General features: G+C 66.8%; 14 protein-coding genes. 7 read left to right on the top strand and 7 right to left on the bottom strand.

All coding sequences use genetic code 11. The features are described 5' to 3' along the window. Positions 1-26 precede the first annotated feature (26 nt). From MTP13_RS03090 to MTP13_RS03110, 5 genes are all read right to left on the bottom strand, one after another. Positions 27-968, bottom strand: a complete 942-nt coding sequence (locus tag MTP13_RS03090) for a sugar ABC transporter permease (protein ID WP_243569592.1) — start codon at positions 966-968, stop codon at positions 27-29. Next, complete coding sequence (locus tag MTP13_RS03095) at positions 968-2,581, bottom strand: ABC transporter permease subunit (protein ID WP_243569593.1); 1,614 nt, start codon at positions 2,579-2,581, stop codon at positions 968-970. The genes MTP13_RS03090 and MTP13_RS03095 overlap by 1 nt, the downstream gene beginning before the upstream one ends. A 70-nt stretch (positions 2,582-2,651) precedes the next feature. Next, positions 2,652-3,902 carry a sugar ABC transporter substrate-binding protein gene (locus tag MTP13_RS03100; RefSeq protein ID WP_243569594.1) on the bottom strand — a complete coding sequence of 417 codons (1,251 nt, stop codon included), beginning with the start codon at positions 3,900-3,902 and terminating at the stop codon, positions 2,652-2,654. A gap of 123 nt (positions 3,903-4,025) precedes the next feature. Continuing rightward, the gene (locus MTP13_RS03105; RefSeq protein ID WP_243569595.1) at positions 4,026-4,850 is read right to left on the bottom strand and encodes an AAC(3) family N-acetyltransferase; all 825 of its coding nucleotides are present in this window, start codon (positions 4,848-4,850) and stop codon (positions 4,026-4,028) included. 43 nt (positions 4,851-4,893) lie between these two features. Next, positions 4,894-5,547 (bottom strand): response regulator, encoded by a 654-nt coding sequence (locus MTP13_RS03110; protein ID WP_243569596.1) that lies wholly within the window; start codon positions 5,545-5,547, stop codon positions 4,894-4,896. Positions 5,548-5,825: 278 nt separating this feature from the next. On the opposite strand from MTP13_RS03110, the gene MTP13_RS03115 reads away from it, so the two are divergent. Then, complete coding sequence (locus MTP13_RS03115) at positions 5,826-6,491, top strand: DUF2306 domain-containing protein (protein WP_243569597.1); 666 nt, start codon at positions 5,826-5,828, stop codon at positions 6,489-6,491. After that, on the top strand, positions 6,491-6,937 hold the full coding sequence (locus MTP13_RS18270) for a VOC family protein (protein ID WP_424221859.1): 447 nt from the start codon (positions 6,491-6,493) through the stop codon (positions 6,935-6,937). Before MTP13_RS03115 ends, MTP13_RS18270 begins: the two co-directional genes overlap by 1 nt. Here the strand turns inward: MTP13_RS18270 and MTP13_RS03120 are convergent. Further along, positions 6,902-7,693, bottom strand: coding sequence for a hypothetical protein (locus MTP13_RS03120; RefSeq protein WP_243569598.1), 792 nt, complete (start codon positions 7,691-7,693; stop codon positions 6,902-6,904). The two genes, MTP13_RS18270 and MTP13_RS03120, sit on opposite strands and share 36 nt — an antisense overlap. Beyond that, positions 7,686-9,569 carry a glycoside hydrolase family 13 protein gene (locus tag MTP13_RS03125; RefSeq protein WP_243569599.1) on the bottom strand — a complete coding sequence of 628 codons (1,884 nt, stop codon included), beginning with the start codon at positions 9,567-9,569 and terminating at the stop codon, positions 7,686-7,688. The genes MTP13_RS03120 and MTP13_RS03125 overlap by 8 nt, the downstream gene beginning before the upstream one ends. Positions 9,570-9,710: 141 nt before the next feature. Between MTP13_RS03125 and MTP13_RS03130 the strand changes: the two genes are divergently transcribed. From MTP13_RS03130 to MTP13_RS03150, 5 genes are all read left to right on the top strand, one after another. Continuing rightward, entirely contained in the window at positions 9,711-11,513 is a 1,803-nt protein-coding gene (locus tag MTP13_RS03130) for a glycoside hydrolase family 13 protein (RefSeq protein ID WP_243569600.1), read from the top strand. 192 nt (positions 11,514-11,705) lie between these two features. Beyond that, positions 11,706-12,143, top strand: a complete 438-nt coding sequence (locus tag MTP13_RS03135) for a pyridoxamine 5'-phosphate oxidase family protein (RefSeq protein WP_243569601.1) — start codon at positions 11,706-11,708, stop codon at positions 12,141-12,143. 150 nt (positions 12,144-12,293) lie between these two features. Then, positions 12,294-12,734: a universal stress protein gene (locus MTP13_RS03140; RefSeq protein ID WP_243569602.1), complete on the top strand. Its 441-nt coding sequence runs from the start codon at positions 12,294-12,296 to the stop codon at positions 12,732-12,734. A gap of 12 nt (positions 12,735-12,746) precedes the next feature. Next, positions 12,747-13,493 carry an SDR family NAD(P)-dependent oxidoreductase gene (locus MTP13_RS03145; protein WP_243569603.1) on the top strand — a complete coding sequence of 249 codons (747 nt, stop codon included), beginning with the start codon at positions 12,747-12,749 and terminating at the stop codon, positions 13,491-13,493. 209 nt (positions 13,494-13,702) lie between these two features. Beyond that, positions 13,703-15,064 carry an MBL fold metallo-hydrolase RNA specificity domain-containing protein gene (locus MTP13_RS03150; protein ID WP_243569604.1) on the top strand — a complete coding sequence of 454 codons (1,362 nt, stop codon included), beginning with the start codon at positions 13,703-13,705 and terminating at the stop codon, positions 15,062-15,064. Position 15,065: the final 1 nt, after the last annotated feature.

Raw genomic sequence — 15,065 nt, forward strand, 5'->3', positions numbered from 1 at the left:
GCTAGCATCGGCGAACTCCACCCCGGCTACTTCACGGATCCGGCGGTGAGACCGCTCACGATGTACTTCTGGAGCACGAAGAAGAGGACGACCACGGGGAGCGCCGCGAGCACAGCGCCGGCTGCGAAGACGGGCCAGTTCGCAGAGGTCTCCTGGGCGATGAACTGGTAGAGGCCGACGGCGAGGGTCTTCTTCTCCGGCGCGGTCAGGAGCACGCTCGCGATGACGAATTCGTTGATCGTCGCGATGAACGAGAGCAGGCCGACCACGGCGAGAACGGGAGCCGAGAGCCGGAGGATGATCGTGAAGAAGATTCGGCTGTGCCCGGCACCGTCGAGCTTCGCCGCTTCGTCGATTGACACGGGGACGGTGTTGAAGAACCCGTACATGAGATAGGTGTTCACGCCGAGCGCGCCGCCCAGGTAGACCATGATCAGCCCGATATGGGTATTCAGCCCGAGTGCCGGGAAGATGTCGCCGATGCCCTTCATCAGAAGGAAGATCGCGACCACCGCGAGCAGTTGCGGGAACATCTGCACGAGGAGGATCGTGATCAGCCCGAGCCGGCGTCCGGAGAACCGCATGCGCGAGAAGGCGTACGCGGCGAGCCCTCCGAGGAGGACTGTGCCGGCCGCCGTCACCAGTCCGATGAGCAGGGTGTTCATGAACCATGCTGCGAACGGTTGAGCCGGGTTGCTGAAGAGATTGATGTAGTTCTCCAGGCTGAACTTCGTGAAGAGGCCGGACGAGCCGGCCAGGCTTCCGTTCGGGTTCAGGGATGCGGAGACGATGTAGAGGATCGGGAACACCGCGATGACGGAGGTCAGGATGACCACGATGTACTTCGCGGCGAGCGTCCGGGCGGTCCTGCGGCGCTGGGAGGGCCCCTTCGGAACACGCCCGCTCTTCTCCCCGCGGGGGTTCACTTCAGGCGTATGCAACGTGGCCGGATACGTGTCGACAGACATCAGTTGAGCTCCTCGAGCGTTTTGGTGCGGCGGAAGCTGATCACCGAGATGACCGCGACAAGAACGAAGATGATGATCGAGAACGCGCTCGCGAGGCCGAAGTCGCGTCCCCCGGTCTCACCGAACGCGACCTTGTAGACCAGCGTGATGAGAATGTCGGTCGCGCCGACGTTCATGTCGGTGGTGATGTCCTGCGGGCCGCCTCTCGTCAGCATGTAGATCAGATTGAAGTTGTTGAAGTTGAACGCGAAGGACGCGATCAGCAGCGGCGCCATCGAGACCATGAGCAGGGGGAGCTTGATCCTCCGGAACACCGCCCATGGTCCGGCCCCGTCGACCTTGGCGGCTTCGACGAGCTCTTCCGGGATGGACTGGAGCGCCCCGGTAGCGACCAGGAACATGTATGGATAGCCGAGCCAGAGGCTCACCATGAGGATGCTGAACTTCGCCAGGATCGGATCGGTCAGCCATGGGATCTGCGCTCCACCGAAGAGTACTTGGTTGATGAAGCCGAACTGCGGGTTGAGCATCCCGCTCCAGATGAGTGCGGAGAGGAAGACGGGGAACGCATACGGCAGGATGACGAGGACACGGAACGTCCTGCGGAATCGCAGCCGCCAATCGTTCAGGATGAGCGCGAGGAACACACCGACGGCGAAGGTCGCTGCGACGGTGAATCCGGCGAAGACGAAGGTCCAGAGGACCACTGCGATCAGTGGTCCTCGAATGGACTCTTCGGTGAACGCTCGAACGAAGTTCTCGAAGCCCACATCGATCTTCCAGCCGGGCATGAGCTGAGTTCCGTCGGCCGCGACGAAGGCGCCGTCCCCGGTGTCCTCGTAGATCTTGCCGGTGGCGGTGTCGATGAACGCGTCGGCGGTTTCGTCGTACTGCATCTTCGCCGAGTAGACGAACGCTTGGGACCCGTCAGGAGTCCGCAGCGCCCCGTCGTTCGGGTCGTCGGTGAGTGGCACGCTCATCGCAGCCAATTGCTCTTGTTCAGCGAGCACGCCGGCGAAGTCCAGCGTGGTGTAGCCCTCGACGGCGACGGCACGGTCGCCTTCGAGATCCGCATCCGCTGGTTGAAGCGGCCGGTCCTCGCCACCGATGAGCGCCTCACCGTCGGGGTCGGTCACCAGGAAGGAGAGCTGCCCGAACTGTTCGACGACGACCATCGGATAGGCGGGGGAATCGGGGACCCGAGTGAGCGATTTGTTGATGAGCGCCTCGACGGCGGCTTCTTTCGAGCCGATGTGCCCGTCGCCGTAGTTCGTGAAGGCGACGTACCCGCTGTAGACGATGGCGTACATCTGGAAGATCAACAGGAACACGGTTCCCGGGATCAGGTACTTGGCGGGGAGGCTCCCCCTTCGGATGTAGATCCAGTTGATCAGGGTTGCGGCCACCAGCGCGACAGCCGCGAGCACCCAGTCCTCGTTCAACGCGAGGATGAATGCCGCGTAGATGACCACCGCGTCGAGCACGCCGAGGCTGATGATCTTGATCAGCACCACCCAGGTGGAGGGTGCGCCAGCAGCGGCGCGAGCGATGGGACGTTGACGTTTCCGGCTTCTGTCGGTGCCGGAAGACGATTGCAGTTCGGTGGTGGTCACACGTGCTCCTGAATGCGGTTGGACGGCTGGAAGGGCCGAGGCGGTTGGGGCTCCGCCTCGGCCCGGTCTGTTATCCGCCGACGACTTCGCGGAGCCGTTCGGTCATCGCCTGCCATGCTTCCGTCGGGTCGCCGGCCGTTCCATTCAGCAGCGCAGACTGAGTGGCGCCGAGGTTGTCCCAGACCGCCCCCATCTCGGGGATCGAGGGCATCGGCACGCCCGTCCGGCCGACCTCACCGAACGCGCCCACATCGGGGTTCTCGGCGGAGGCGATCTCGAACGCGGAGTTCAGCGCCGGCGGACGGCCGCCGGCTTCGTAGAGCGCGAGCTGCGCCTCTTCGCTGCCGAGGTAGTTCACGACGAACTCGTTGGCCGCGATGGCGTTCTTGCTCTGCGAGCTGACGAAGAAGCCCTGCACGCCCACGAAGGGAGTCGGTGCGTCCGGGCCCGCCTGCGGGATGGCTTCGATGGCGTAGTCGATGCCGCCTTCCTGGAACGCGGGAAGGTTCCACGGACCGGAGAGCATGAAGGGCGCCTTGCCAGCCGCGAACTCGTCACGTGCGATGTCACCGGTGATGCTGGTGTTGATGATTCCGGCCGCGCCCCACTCGACGAGCTTGGCCGCGAACGCGTTCCCGCCCTCGCTACCGACCAACAGCTCGGAGGTGTCGTACCCGCTGTCCGCGTCGAACGCGAAGAGGGGCGCACCGTAGGAGGTCTGGAGGGGATACAAGTGGTACGGGTCCGAGTCCACCGGGTCCGAGGGCACGAGCACCGGGTACTGGGCGGCACCGCTCGCGACGACGGCTTGCCCGGCAGCGATCAGCTCGTCCCACGTGGCCGGGGTGGACGAGGCGAGCGCCGTGTTCCGCAGAAGCGCGATGTTCTCCAGGGAGACCGGCAGCCCGTAGGTGACCTCGTCGTAGGTCATGGCGCCGATGGCGACGTCGGAGAAGTTCGCGGCGGTGTCCCCGAGCTCGAGCGGAGCGACGACACCGTTCTGGACGAGCTGGCCGAGCCAGTCGTTGCCGCCGACCATGACGTCCGGACCTTCCCCTGCCGGCACTTGCTGGATGAAGTCGTTGCGCATCACATCGCCGTACTCCTTCTGCACGAGCTCGACCTTGATGCCCTTGTCGTCCTCGAACTTCGCAGCGATGTCCTGCATCTCTTCGACACGGTTCGCGTCGACCCAGACGGTGAGCGTGGCCGACGTCGATGACTGCCCGCCTCCCCCGCCTGCTGAGCATCCCGTCAAGGCCAAAGCCAGAATCGCGCTGCCCGCGAAGATCGCGGTCGCGGCTGATCGATTCACCTTCATTGGTGCTGCCTTTCTGCGTGATTGTCAGGGCCCGCACTCGCGAGCACCTCCCACGGAGAAGGGGAGCAGCGTCGTTGCGGGTGAGAGCAGATTGGCAGACTCTTGCGAAACTTGCAAGCCCTTTCAGTGCTTGCGGTTGGAATTCATCCAACTCGCCCCGAAGTCCACGAGTTCCCTGAGGTTCATCGCCTCGCAGCCCGCCCGCCCCACCGTCGCAGATCGTGTCGCGCCCCTCGACCGGAAGGCATCACCGATCACCTCGAAGTCCTCCGACTCGGCCAGCGCTTCTTCCCAGGAGACCCAGCGCCGCTCGCCGCCCACGAGCATGGGCGCGCCGTTGGGAACCCTGGGGAGCTGTGCCTTCGAGCGCCACTCTGCGAGATGGAGCGCGGTCGCCTTGTCGAACCCGACGCCGAGGAGCAGGACCACAGCGTCGAGATCGTAGAGTCGCGCAAGAGGCGACGCGTCGTCGAACGGCGAATCGAGATTCTGCTCGGCGGTGACGACCGCCGCCTCCGGTCCGAGCGCCGCAAACGAGCGGTGAGGATGCCTGCTACGCCGAGCGCCAGGCAGAGTTCGGAACAGCTCAGCAACTGCGCCCATCGACCGTGTCGGAGTTCGCGCCACGTCGAAGACCGGGAGGTTCTCTCGAACGCGGGCGCACTCCTCAAACGCCATCGCATCCGGCGCCAAGTACTCGGGGTCGCAAAGCTGCCAGCTCTGCGATGGCATTACGAGCGTGCCGGATGGGCCAATCGCTGCTTGAAGAGCATCGATGACCGCTTGCTCGCCGCCGATGACGTCCCCGAAGGCGGACAACGACGCGTGGACGAGCAGCACCGAACCGTCACCGATGCCGAGTGAGCGAAGCGTCGCCTCGATATCCCGCTCACTGACGGATCGGCCGGGCTTCTGCGTCGTCGCTGAATGGAGTTTCATGATCTGCATGATCTCTCGTAGGCCACGATTCACGCAACGCCACCGCTCGCACTCAATTGCCCAGGAGGAGACCGTATCTCGCGGCGTACAAGACCGCTCCGACGCGGTCACGAACACCCAGCTTTCGCAAGACAGCCCCGACGTGCGTCTTCACGGTGGACTCGGACAGCCAAAGCCGAGCTCCGATCTCCGCGTTCGTGAGCCCCTCCAAGAGACACGTCAGAACCTCGTGCTCACGTCGGGTCAGCAGCTTGCATTCCGCGGCGGTCTCGGGTGCCTGAGCCAGGCGACGATACCGCCGTACGAGTTCACTGGTCACCCAGAGGGGAAGGGCCACTCCCCCGCCCGACGCATCCCGGACCGCGGAGAGGAGGTCGCCTGCGCTCGCATCCTTCATCAGATAGCCGGCCGCGCCGGCTTCGAGCGCGTCGAACGCGGCGTCGTCGCAGTCGAAACTCGTCACCGCGATCACGCTCGGCGCGGGCTCTCTCGCGACGATGCCTCGGATCGCGGCGATGCCCTCGAGGTATGACCCATCCAGATCGACGAGGACCACGTCGGGGCGATGGTGCCGCGAGAGTTCGATTGCCTGCGATCGGTCCTGCGCGAGCGCTACGACTTCGAAGCCCGGCTGGCTTTCGAGCATGAGCGCGAAGCCGAGCCGCATCAGTTCCTGACCGTCGGAGATGAGTACCCGGATGCTCATCCCGCCGCCCCCACGATGTGGGCATGCCGCACAGCCCAGTCCGCATCCATATGCCTACCTCCCGCAGTCGGCGCCGCGTTCGCTTTCGACCTTGCAGGCGCCGCCGCCGCCGCAGGCGAACTCCTACAGAAGTACCGATTCTCAGCCCACCCCTTGGCGAGTTCGATGGGATGAGCCACGATGTGCGAATGAAACTCATTGCAGAAAGTGATAGTAGCGTCAATAGTTCGCGTCCTTCGAAGTCCTCCTTGGGGTCTGGAGCGGCGTGGATCTGGGTGGTGCTGTCGTCGCTCGCCATTGTGGGATACGCCGTCACTCCGTACGTCACCGCATCCCTTGCAGATCTTGCCGCCGATCATGTGGGTCTCGCGGAGGACTACCTCAGCCAGCCCCTCCCGGTGGTCGTCGCGTTCTACGCGCACGTGATCTCGGGCGGGATCGTCCTCCTGCTTTCGCCGGTGCAATTCGTCGGCGCGCTTCGGGCACGCACTCCTCGACTGCACCGGTGGATCGGCAGGCTCATCCTTGTCGGCGTCGCAGTGGCCGGGGTCTCCGCGCTCGTGATCGCACCGTTCAGCCCGGCGGGGCTGTCCGGTCTGTTTGGGTTCGGAATGATGGCAGCACTCTGGCTCGGAACGGCTTCGGCAGCATACCGAGCGATCCGCCGACGGGAGGTTCCGAGCCACCAAGCCTGGATGATTCGGAACTTCGCGCTGACGTACTCCGCCGTCACGCTTCGCGTCTGGATGGGCCTCCTGATCTTCGCCCAAGTACCGTTCGGCGGGTTCGAGTTCGACAGCGCGTTCAGCAACGCCTACTCGGTCGTCCCGTTCCTCGGCTGGATTCCGAACCTGATCGTCGCGGAGCTGATCATCCGTCGACGGGGGTTGCCGGCGCTTCGGCTCGTCTCGGACACGACGCCCATCCGGGCGGTGCAGCCCTGATGCTCGGAAGCATTCAAGAGGTCGTCACGAATTGCGAGGATCCGCGCAAGCTCGCCGAGTTCTGGGGCAGCTTGCTCGACGCGACGTGGGCGGTCGACGGGTCGGAGTGGGCCATAGTGGCAGAGGCGCCGGTCTTCCTCGCATTTCGGCGTGCTCCGAGTGAGCGACGGTACCCGCGAAGCAACTTGCACCTCGATGTCGTCGTCGACGACCTCGAAGGCATGGTGCAACGTGCCGTCGAACTCGGCGGATCGGTTCTCCGGAAGCCCGTTTCAGAGGGGGACGGCGGCTTCGCTGTCCTCGCGGATCCCGAGGGCAATCGCTTCTGTCTTGTCGTCGATTGCGGGAACCGCTGGAGTAATCGGCAGCGCAGCCTGCTCTCCCGTGCGGCCAGGCCGTCCGGGGGCCCGTCAGCTCGGGCCCGCTCCGCCGCTCCCGAGCAGTGATTGGACGAGCTCGGCCGTCCTCGTAGGAAACCCGTCCCATCCGCGCTCGAGGACAACGCGCGCGAGCATCGCGACATCGCGTGCCGCTTGCTCGATTGGCTGCGCGAGCGCGTAGTCGAGTTGCGCAGCGATGTGCGGGTATGCGGAGTCGAAGCGACGGGAAGCATCCAATGGGTCCGCGCGCGCTGCCCCATGCGGAAGGACCCGTGCACGGACTGCCCGAAGCAGATGGTCGACGGCCCAGCCCCGCACGAAACGCCCGGCGGCGATGCGCTCGCCCCGACAAGCTCGACCGTATCCGATGAGGAGTTTGATGTAGGCAAGGGCGACTTCGTTCGCCGGGTCGATCGCAGGGACTGCAGCGACACGGTCCTGCCCCGCGTCGACGAAGTCCCGCATCCGCGTATCTCCGAACATCAGCTTCGCCTCATCCAGTGGTGCTGCTGCGAGCTCCTTGGTCGTTCCAACGGCGAACTCGAGGACATGGCCGTCGTCGTAGAGCGCCGAGAAGCCGAGCTCACCTTCGCGGGCGACGCACAGCACACGTTCCGGATCGGGGAGCCAATCGAGGTTCGCACGGGCCGACTCGGCGTACTTCTCTTCCACGAGCGCGAGGAAGTCGTGGTCGGACCATCGGTCTCGACGGTGTCCCGCGGCGGCCGACCCGAGGAAGACGAGTCCGTGTGCACCAGGTACCCCTGCGAAGCCGCCCGCGAGGCGGTCGCTGAGCGCGTCGAACTCAGCGAGGTCACGCATTGGCGTTGACCCGCTCGGGAGCGGACGCGTGTGCCGTGATCAGCGAGCGAACCGTCCACACCCCGAAGGCCGGTCCGTCCGCCTCCCAGAGCAGCTGCGCACCTTCCCGTCGGAAGGCGATGCTCCCGAACCTCAGCGCAGGAGCGTCCTCGAGCGCGGCAGCGACGTTGAGCGGCAGCGCGAGTTCGCTGGACGATCTGAATGCCATCACGAGTTCGGCGCCCTCATCGCTTTCCCGTACGAAGGCCAGGCATTCGCTGTCGGCGTAGAGCCAGCGCAGGCCGCCGGTCTGCAGGGCGACCGACGCTCGCCGAAGGCGACCAAGCTCGTTGTATGCAGCGAGCAGCCGGGGGTGCGCTTCCCACGGCAGGGGCGTCCGCGATCCCTCCCCATTGGGTCCACGCAGTCCGAACTCGTCACCCGCGAAGACGACCGGGGTACCCGGCAGCGTGTACGAGAGTCCAGCAGCGACGAGTTGGCGCTCGTCGTCAGCCGCCTCCGCGAACCGAGCGGTGTCGTGGGTGTCGATGGCGTTCATCGCGAGGAGCTTCACCGACCAGGGATACGGCGCAGTGAATCGTCGGTAGCTCTCGACGACATCTGCTGCAGAGTATGCGGGAGCGGATTCGTAGGGGATGCCGAAGTCCCGCCGATTGACCGTCGGGCGTCGAAGCCAGTTCCAAACCGGGCGAGTGAAGGACGGGTAGCTCATAGGAGCATGCCACCCTTCGCCGTCGAAGTCGGCGGTGGCGTCGTTGGTCGACTCTGCGAAAAGCACCCGACCAGGGGCGACTCGGTCCATCGTCGCTCGCACCGTCTGCTGAATCGTCCGATTGAAGTCGTCGGTTCCGAGTCGGCCGCTCATGTTGGCGACATCGACTCTCCAACCGTCGAGGTTGAACGGCGGGAGGAGCCACTTCGCAACCACGCAATCGTCCCCCTCGATGAACCGCCGACGCAGTTCCCGCGAGTCCCAGTTGAGCTTCGGAAGGCTGGGCAGGTTGTACCAACCGACATAGTCGGTGTGGTCGGTGTCGTTCCAGTAGTAGAAGTCCGCTTCCTCGGCGCTGGGTTTGCCGAACGCAGCTCGGAACCACTCGTGCCCGTCGCCCGTGTGGTTCGTCGTGAGGTCACCGATCACCCGCATCCCGCGCGCGTGCGCCGCTTCGACCAGACGGACGAGCGCTTCGTCGCCGCCGAGGAGCGGGTCCACCCGGTCGAAACTGGAAGCGTCGTACCGATGGTTCGATTGCGCCGGGAAGAACGGTGTCAAGTAGAGGAGGGTCACCCCGAGTCGCTCCAGGTGATCCAGCCGCTCGGTGATGCCGTCGAGGTCTCCGCCGAAGAACTGGCGGGAGGTCGAGGGCCCCTCCGCGACCGGCGCGTCCTGCCACTCCGCTGGCTCGGCCCAGTCCGGAATGTCACGGGATGCGCCTGAACTCCTCGCGAAGCGGTCCGGGAAGATCTGGTACATCACCTGCTGGTGCGCCCACGACGGCGGCGGCAGAAACGACGTCGTTCGGAAGTCGCTGCTGTCTCGAGGCTCAAGCGACTCCAGACCGTCCGCGGACAACCAGCGCGTGCTCCCGTCCTCGAGGTTGATGAGGAACCTGTACTTGGTGATCGGGTTCGGGAGCGCGAAGTTGCCTTCCCACCATTCGGCCGCGGTGTCCCAGTCGGGGGAAGCCGCACCCGGCAGGAGCGGGAAGAAGCACGGTTCCGCGTCACAGACCACACGAACGAACATTGAGCGCGGAACACCGAATCCTTGCGGAACTCGCACGCGAACGAACTGTGTCGCGCCGACGCCCCGCCCGAGGGTCGACGTGTAGAGAGACGAACCATCGTGATGCGGTCGGTCGTAGTAGCGATTCATGAGGTGACGCTGGCTCCCTGCAGAGACGAGTGATGTTGCGGCGACCTTAGCAAACTCATTTCATCATTTGAAAGATTTTGCAATTGATGTGTCCTGTGGGATCCTGCGTGATGTTCGTCCACTGCACCAAGGGAGCTGACAATGGCCATCCGCCGTAAGAATCACTTCGAGCTCGCTCGTGGCGCTCGAAACGAGTGGTGGCGGACGGCCGTGATCTACCAGATCTACCCGCGCAGTTTCGCCGATGCGAACGGTGACGGCATGGGCGATCTGGCGGGCATCACGGCCCGTCTCGGGGCGCTCGCCGAGCTCGGCGTCGACGCGATCTGGCTCTCGCCGTTCTACACCTCGCCGCAGCACGACGCCGGCTACGACGTCGCCGACTACCGCGACGTCGACCCCCTCTTCGGCACCCTCGCCGACTTCGACGCGATGCTCGCCGAGGCGCACGCGCGAGGCATCCGCGTCATCGTCGACCTCGTGCCGAACCACTCCTCGAACGAGCACGAATGGTTCCAGGCCGCTCTCGCCGCGGGGCCGGGCAGCGCCGAACGCGCCCGCTACCTGTTCCGCGACGGCCGCGGTCAGGCCGGTGAGCTGCCGCCCAACAACTGGGACTCGGTCTTCGGCGGCCCCGCCTGGACCCGCGTGACCGAAGCCGACGGGCAGCCGGGCCAGTGGTACCTGCACCTCTTCGACTCCTCCCAGCCCGACTTCGACTGGACGAACGACGAGGTCCGCGAGGAGTTCCGCGACATCCTGCGGTTCTGGCTCGACCGCGGCGTCGACGGCTTCCGCGTCGACGTCGCCCACGGCCTCGTCAAGGCCGACGGCCTGCCCGACTGGACCCCGCCCGCCGCCGGCGGCAGCATGGGCGGCGCCGGCGGCCTCGCCGACGACGCACCCGACGCCGAACGCCCCGTGCCGAGCGCCGAGCCCGGCGTCCCCCTCGAACCCGAGATCTCCTCCGAACCCGGCGACGCGCCGCCATTCTGGGCGCAAGAGGGGGTGCACGAGATCTACCGCGACTGGCGCGCCCTGCTCGACGGCTACCCCGGCGAACGCATCCTCGCCGCCGAAGCCTGGGTCGACCCGCTCGCCCGCGTCGCCCAGTGGGTGCGCCCCGACGAGATGCACCAGTCCTTCAACTTCGCCTACCTCGAGACCCCCTGGCGGGCCGCCGCCCTCCGCCGCGTCGTCGACGAGTCCCTCGCCGCGTTCGGCGCCGTCGGCGCCCCCTCCACCTGGGTCCTCTCGAACCACGACGTCGTACGCCACCCCACCCGTCTCGCCCTCACCGTCGGCAACCTCCAGGGCCACGGCGTCGGCCCCCGCACCCCCGGCATCGGCGACCCCGCCACCGGCCTGCGCCGCGCCCGCGCCGCGACCGCGCTCATGCTCGCCCTCCCCGGCTCCGCCTACCTCTACCAGGGCGAAGAACTCGGCCTCCCCGAGGTCATCGACCTCCCCGACGACGCCAGGCAGGACCCGACCTGGTTCCGCACGAACGGCGAACGCTACGGCCGCGACGGCTGCCGCGTCCCGATCCCCTGGGAAGCCGCCGCCCCCTCCCACGGATTCGGCCCGACCCAGGCCTCCTGGCTCCCCCAACCCGCCGAGTGGGCCGACTACGCCCGCGACCGCCAACACGACGCGCCCGGCTCGACCCTGTCGATGTACCGGTCGGCGCTGGCGCTGCGCCGCGAGCACACCCTCGCGAACGGCACCCTCGACTGGGTCGAAACGCCCGACACCCCCGACGTCGTGGCCTTCACCAACGGCGCGCTGCTCGTCGTCGCGAACACCGGCGACACCACGCTCGCACTCGCAGACGTACTACCCGACGAGCACACCACCACCGCGGCCACGCAACCCCTGCTCGCCTCGGGCGATGTGGCCCGCGGCATCCTGCCCGCCGACACCACGGTCTGGCTCGCCCGCTGAATCGCGCCGCGCCGACCCACGGGCCGGCGCAGCGACCCCCGCCCGGCGATCGAAGGAGTGGGTTGGAGTCGTGTCGGATTCTGGCAGCAACCGGGGCGGTGTCGCGGGTTGTGAAGTCCGTGGGATTGGTTGACGAGACGACGCACCGGCGGTAGACAGAGTCCGTTGGTTCGATTCTCTGAGGAGCCGATCATGACCGATCCGAGCGAGCGCCCGCCGGTGCGGGAGATGCCGTCGGCCGAGTGCTGGGAGCGCGTCGGAGCGGCGCCGTACGGTCGGGTCGGCACGTACGCCGGCGGCGAGATGGACCTGTTCCCCGTCAACCACGGTGTCGACCGGTACAGCATTGTGTTTCGAACGGCACCGGGCACGAAGCTTCTTGCATTGACCGTGAACCAGAACGTGCTGTTCCAGGTGGATGGGATCGATGGCGACGAGGCGTTCAGCATCGTCATCAAGGGCCGTGCGGACCGTGTCGAGCGGGAGCGCGAGATCACCGAGGCGGAAGGGCTCGGTGTCGTCACCTGGGCGCCTGGGCGGAAGGACCGCTGGGTACGGATCACTCCGAAGGATGTTCAGGGTCGCGCATTCGTCCTTCCTGCCGGCATTGGATCCGCGCGCGGAACCTGACGTGTGGTGAGAAGCCGGTCGGCTCGGTCTCGGTTGCGAGGCCGTCGTCGACGATGAGCGCGGTTCTCCCGGGTCTGTTGCGAAAGGACGCCCCAGCTCGATGTGACTTTCGTCCCAGTCCGCGCGTCGAGACTCCTCGAGAGTGGCCCCATGGAACAGCGACGAATCATCGTCGGCGTCGATGGCTCCGAGTCATCCATCGACGCCCTGCGCTACGGCGCCCGTCTTGCGACAGCCTTCGGGGCGCCGCTCGAGGCCATCACTACCTGGACCGTGCCGCCGGTCGCCGGTGCGCTGCTCGTCGAGGGGTGGTCGCCGGAGACGGATGCCGGCGTCATCCTCGAGACCTCCATCCAGCAGGCGTTCGACGGCGCACCGCCAGCCGGGCTCCGCCGAACAACGCTTGGGGGTCCGCCGGCGCGGACGCTGATCGAGGTGAGCCGCGACGCGGAGATGCTCGTGCTGGGCAGTCGCGGCCACGGCGGCTTCGTCGGACTCCTCATCGGATCCGTCAGCGCGACCTGCGCCGAACACGCCCGCTGCCCCGTCCTCATCGTCCACTCGAACACCGAACCCGTTCAGGAAAGCTGAAAGGCAACGACCATGTCGGAACCCCGCTTCACCGCTCGCACCGTCATCGTCACCGGCGCCGGATCCGGCATCGGTCACGCAACAGCGCTCCAACTCGCCTCCGAAGGCGCCCGGGTCGTGGCGGTCGACCTCTCCCGAGAACGACTCCGGCATCTGGAGGAGGAGCTGGGCGACCAGCTGATCACCGTCGACGGCGACCTCGCCGACCAGCTCACCATCGACCGCGTCATGGCCGCCGCCGGAGACCAGATCGATGCAGTGGCGAACATCGCGGGCATCATGGACGGCTTCGAACCCACCGCGGAGATCACCGACGAGACCTGGGACCGCGTCATCGCGGTCAACCTCACCGCAATGATGAAGCTCACCCGCGCCGCGTTGCCCAGCATGCTCGCTCGCGGACGAGGAGCCATCGTGAACGTCGGCTCGGAGGCCGGCCTTCGCGGGTCGGCTGCGGGCACCCCGTACACGGTGTCCAAGCATGGAGTGAACGGGTTCACCCTCAGCACCGCGTTCTTCTACACGCCGAAGGGGGTCCGCTGCAACGCGGTGGCACCGGGACCGGTCGCGACGAACATCGAAGCGCCGTTCCGCTCCCAGTGGGCGCAGGAGCGCATCGGACCGATCATGCAAACCACGCTCCCCCCGGTCGCCCGCCCAGAGGCACTCGCCGCTGCCATCACTTGGCTGCTGAGTGATGACGCAGCGGACGTATCTGGCGCGATCCTCCCCGTCGACGGAGGCTGGGCCGCCATCTGATCCGGATGGTCGGACGACGTCGACGGCGTGGGAGGCGAGCGACAGAGGTTCTTGCGCCTCGCGCGGACGCTGCAGCTCGGCGCGACCGTGACGCCGTATCCGTTCCACCACACCGACCGAGCGATCACCGACCTCCGCGACGGGCGAAGGTCCGGCTCACTCGTCATCCGCCACTGAGCAAGACACCACCAGGCACGAACGGAGCGGCCATGAACGCGCAACTACGATTCCTCGGTGCCGCGGACACGGTCACCGGCTCGCGCTACCTGATCGACACCGGAGCGGCGCGGATCCTCGTCGACTGCGGCCTCTTCCAGGGGTACAAGGTGCTCCGGAACCGGAACCGGGCACCGTTCCCGGTGCCGCCCGAGTCGATTGACGCCATCGTGCTCAGCCACGCGCACCTCGACCACTCCGGGTACCTCCCAGCGCTCGTCCGCGACGGATTCACCGGCCCCGTCTACACGACCGCAGGAACATCGGAGCTCGCCGCGGTCATGCTGCCCGACAGCGGGTACCTGCTCGAGGAAGAAGCCCGCCATGCCGCCCGCGGGCGCTGGTCCAAGCATCCGCACCCGACCCCCCTCTACACCGTTGATGACGCGCGCCGCTCCCTCGACCGGCTCCGGCCGGTCGGGTTCGACGAGGAGGTTCCGCTCGGACCCGAGCTGACGGCGCGGCTCGTCCCAGCCGGGCACATCCTCGGCGCCGCATCGGTGCGAATCACCTCCGCGGGTCGCACCGCGCACTTCACCGGCGATCTCGGGCGCCCCGACGACCCGCTCATGCTTCCCCCGCGACCGTTCGAAGGAGCGACGACGCTCATCACCGAATCGACGTACGGCGACCGCGCGCACGCCGACGTCGACCCCGAACCGCTCCTGGCCACCGTGATCGACCGGGTCGTGAAACGCGCGGGAGTCGTCCTGATCCCCGCGTTCGCCGTCGGGCGCACCGAGACGATCCTCCTGCACCTGTCCCGTCTGCGGGAGCAGGGAAGGCTCCCGGAGGTCCCCGTGTACCTGAACAGCCCGATGGCGATCAACGTGACCGCCATCTACCAGCGGCATCGGGACGAGCACCGGATCACCCCCGCCGAGATCGAGCGCATGTACGCGCTCGCGACCCCGGTTCACGATGTCGACGAGTCCAAGCTGTTGAACCTCCGCGGCGGTCCGATGATCATCGTCTCCGCCAGCGGGATGCTCACCGGGGGACGGATCCTGCACCATCTCGCCGCCTACGGCCCCGATCCTCGCAACGCGGTGATCCTCACCGGATTCCAGGCCGGCGGCACCCGAGGGGCCGCGCTCCTGGGCGGCGCACGCTCACTCCGGATCTTCGGTGAGGACGTCCCGATCCGTGCCGAGGTCGTGAACATCGACACCATGTCCGCGCACGCGGACGCGGACGAGCTCCTCTCGTGGATGCGGGCAGCCCCGGCGGCGCCAGAGCAGGTGTTCGTGACTCACGGCGAACCGGCTGCGGCGGATCGGTTGCGGGTTCGGATCACCCGCGAGCTCGGCTGGAGGGCACGGGTGCCGGAGCAGGGTGAACGTGTGGAGCTGTGAT

It is taken from the genome of Agromyces soli, assembly GCF_022811605.1.
Lineage (GTDB): Bacteria > Actinomycetota > Actinomycetes > Actinomycetales > Microbacteriaceae > Agromyces > Agromyces soli.

Excerpts from the sequence above, each read along its gene's own strand:
- MTP13_RS03090 (WP_243569592.1), bottom strand. The coding sequence starts at position 968 with ATGTCTGTCGACACGTATCCGGCCACGTTGCATACGCCTGAAGTGAAC.
- MTP13_RS03100 (WP_243569594.1), bottom strand. The coding sequence starts at position 3,902 with ATGAAGGTGAATCGATCAGCCGCGACCGCGATCTTCGCGGGCAGCGCG.
- MTP13_RS03105 (WP_243569595.1), bottom strand. The coding sequence starts at position 4,850 with ATGCAGATCATGAAACTCCATTCAGCGACGACGCAGAAGCCCGGCCGA.
- MTP13_RS03110 (WP_243569596.1), bottom strand. The coding sequence starts at position 5,547 with ATGAGCATCCGGGTACTCATCTCCGACGGTCAGGAACTGATGCGGCTC.
- MTP13_RS18270 (WP_424221859.1), top strand. The coding sequence starts at position 6,491 with ATGCTCGGAAGCATTCAAGAGGTCGTCACGAATTGCGAGGATCCGCGC.
- MTP13_RS03120 (WP_243569598.1), bottom strand. The coding sequence starts at position 7,693 with ATGCGTGACCTCGCTGAGTTCGACGCGCTCAGCGACCGCCTCGCGGGC.
- MTP13_RS03125 (WP_243569599.1), bottom strand. The coding sequence starts at position 9,569 with ATGAATCGCTACTACGACCGACCGCATCACGATGGTTCGTCTCTCTAC.
- MTP13_RS03130 (WP_243569600.1), top strand. The coding sequence starts at position 9,711 with ATGGCCATCCGCCGTAAGAATCACTTCGAGCTCGCTCGTGGCGCTCGA.
- MTP13_RS03135 (WP_243569601.1), top strand. The coding sequence starts at position 11,706 with ATGACCGATCCGAGCGAGCGCCCGCCGGTGCGGGAGATGCCGTCGGCC.
- MTP13_RS03140 (WP_243569602.1), top strand. The coding sequence starts at position 12,294 with ATGGAACAGCGACGAATCATCGTCGGCGTCGATGGCTCCGAGTCATCC.
- MTP13_RS03145 (WP_243569603.1), top strand. The coding sequence starts at position 12,747 with ATGTCGGAACCCCGCTTCACCGCTCGCACCGTCATCGTCACCGGCGCC.
- MTP13_RS03150 (WP_243569604.1), top strand. The coding sequence starts at position 13,703 with ATGAACGCGCAACTACGATTCCTCGGTGCCGCGGACACGGTCACCGGC.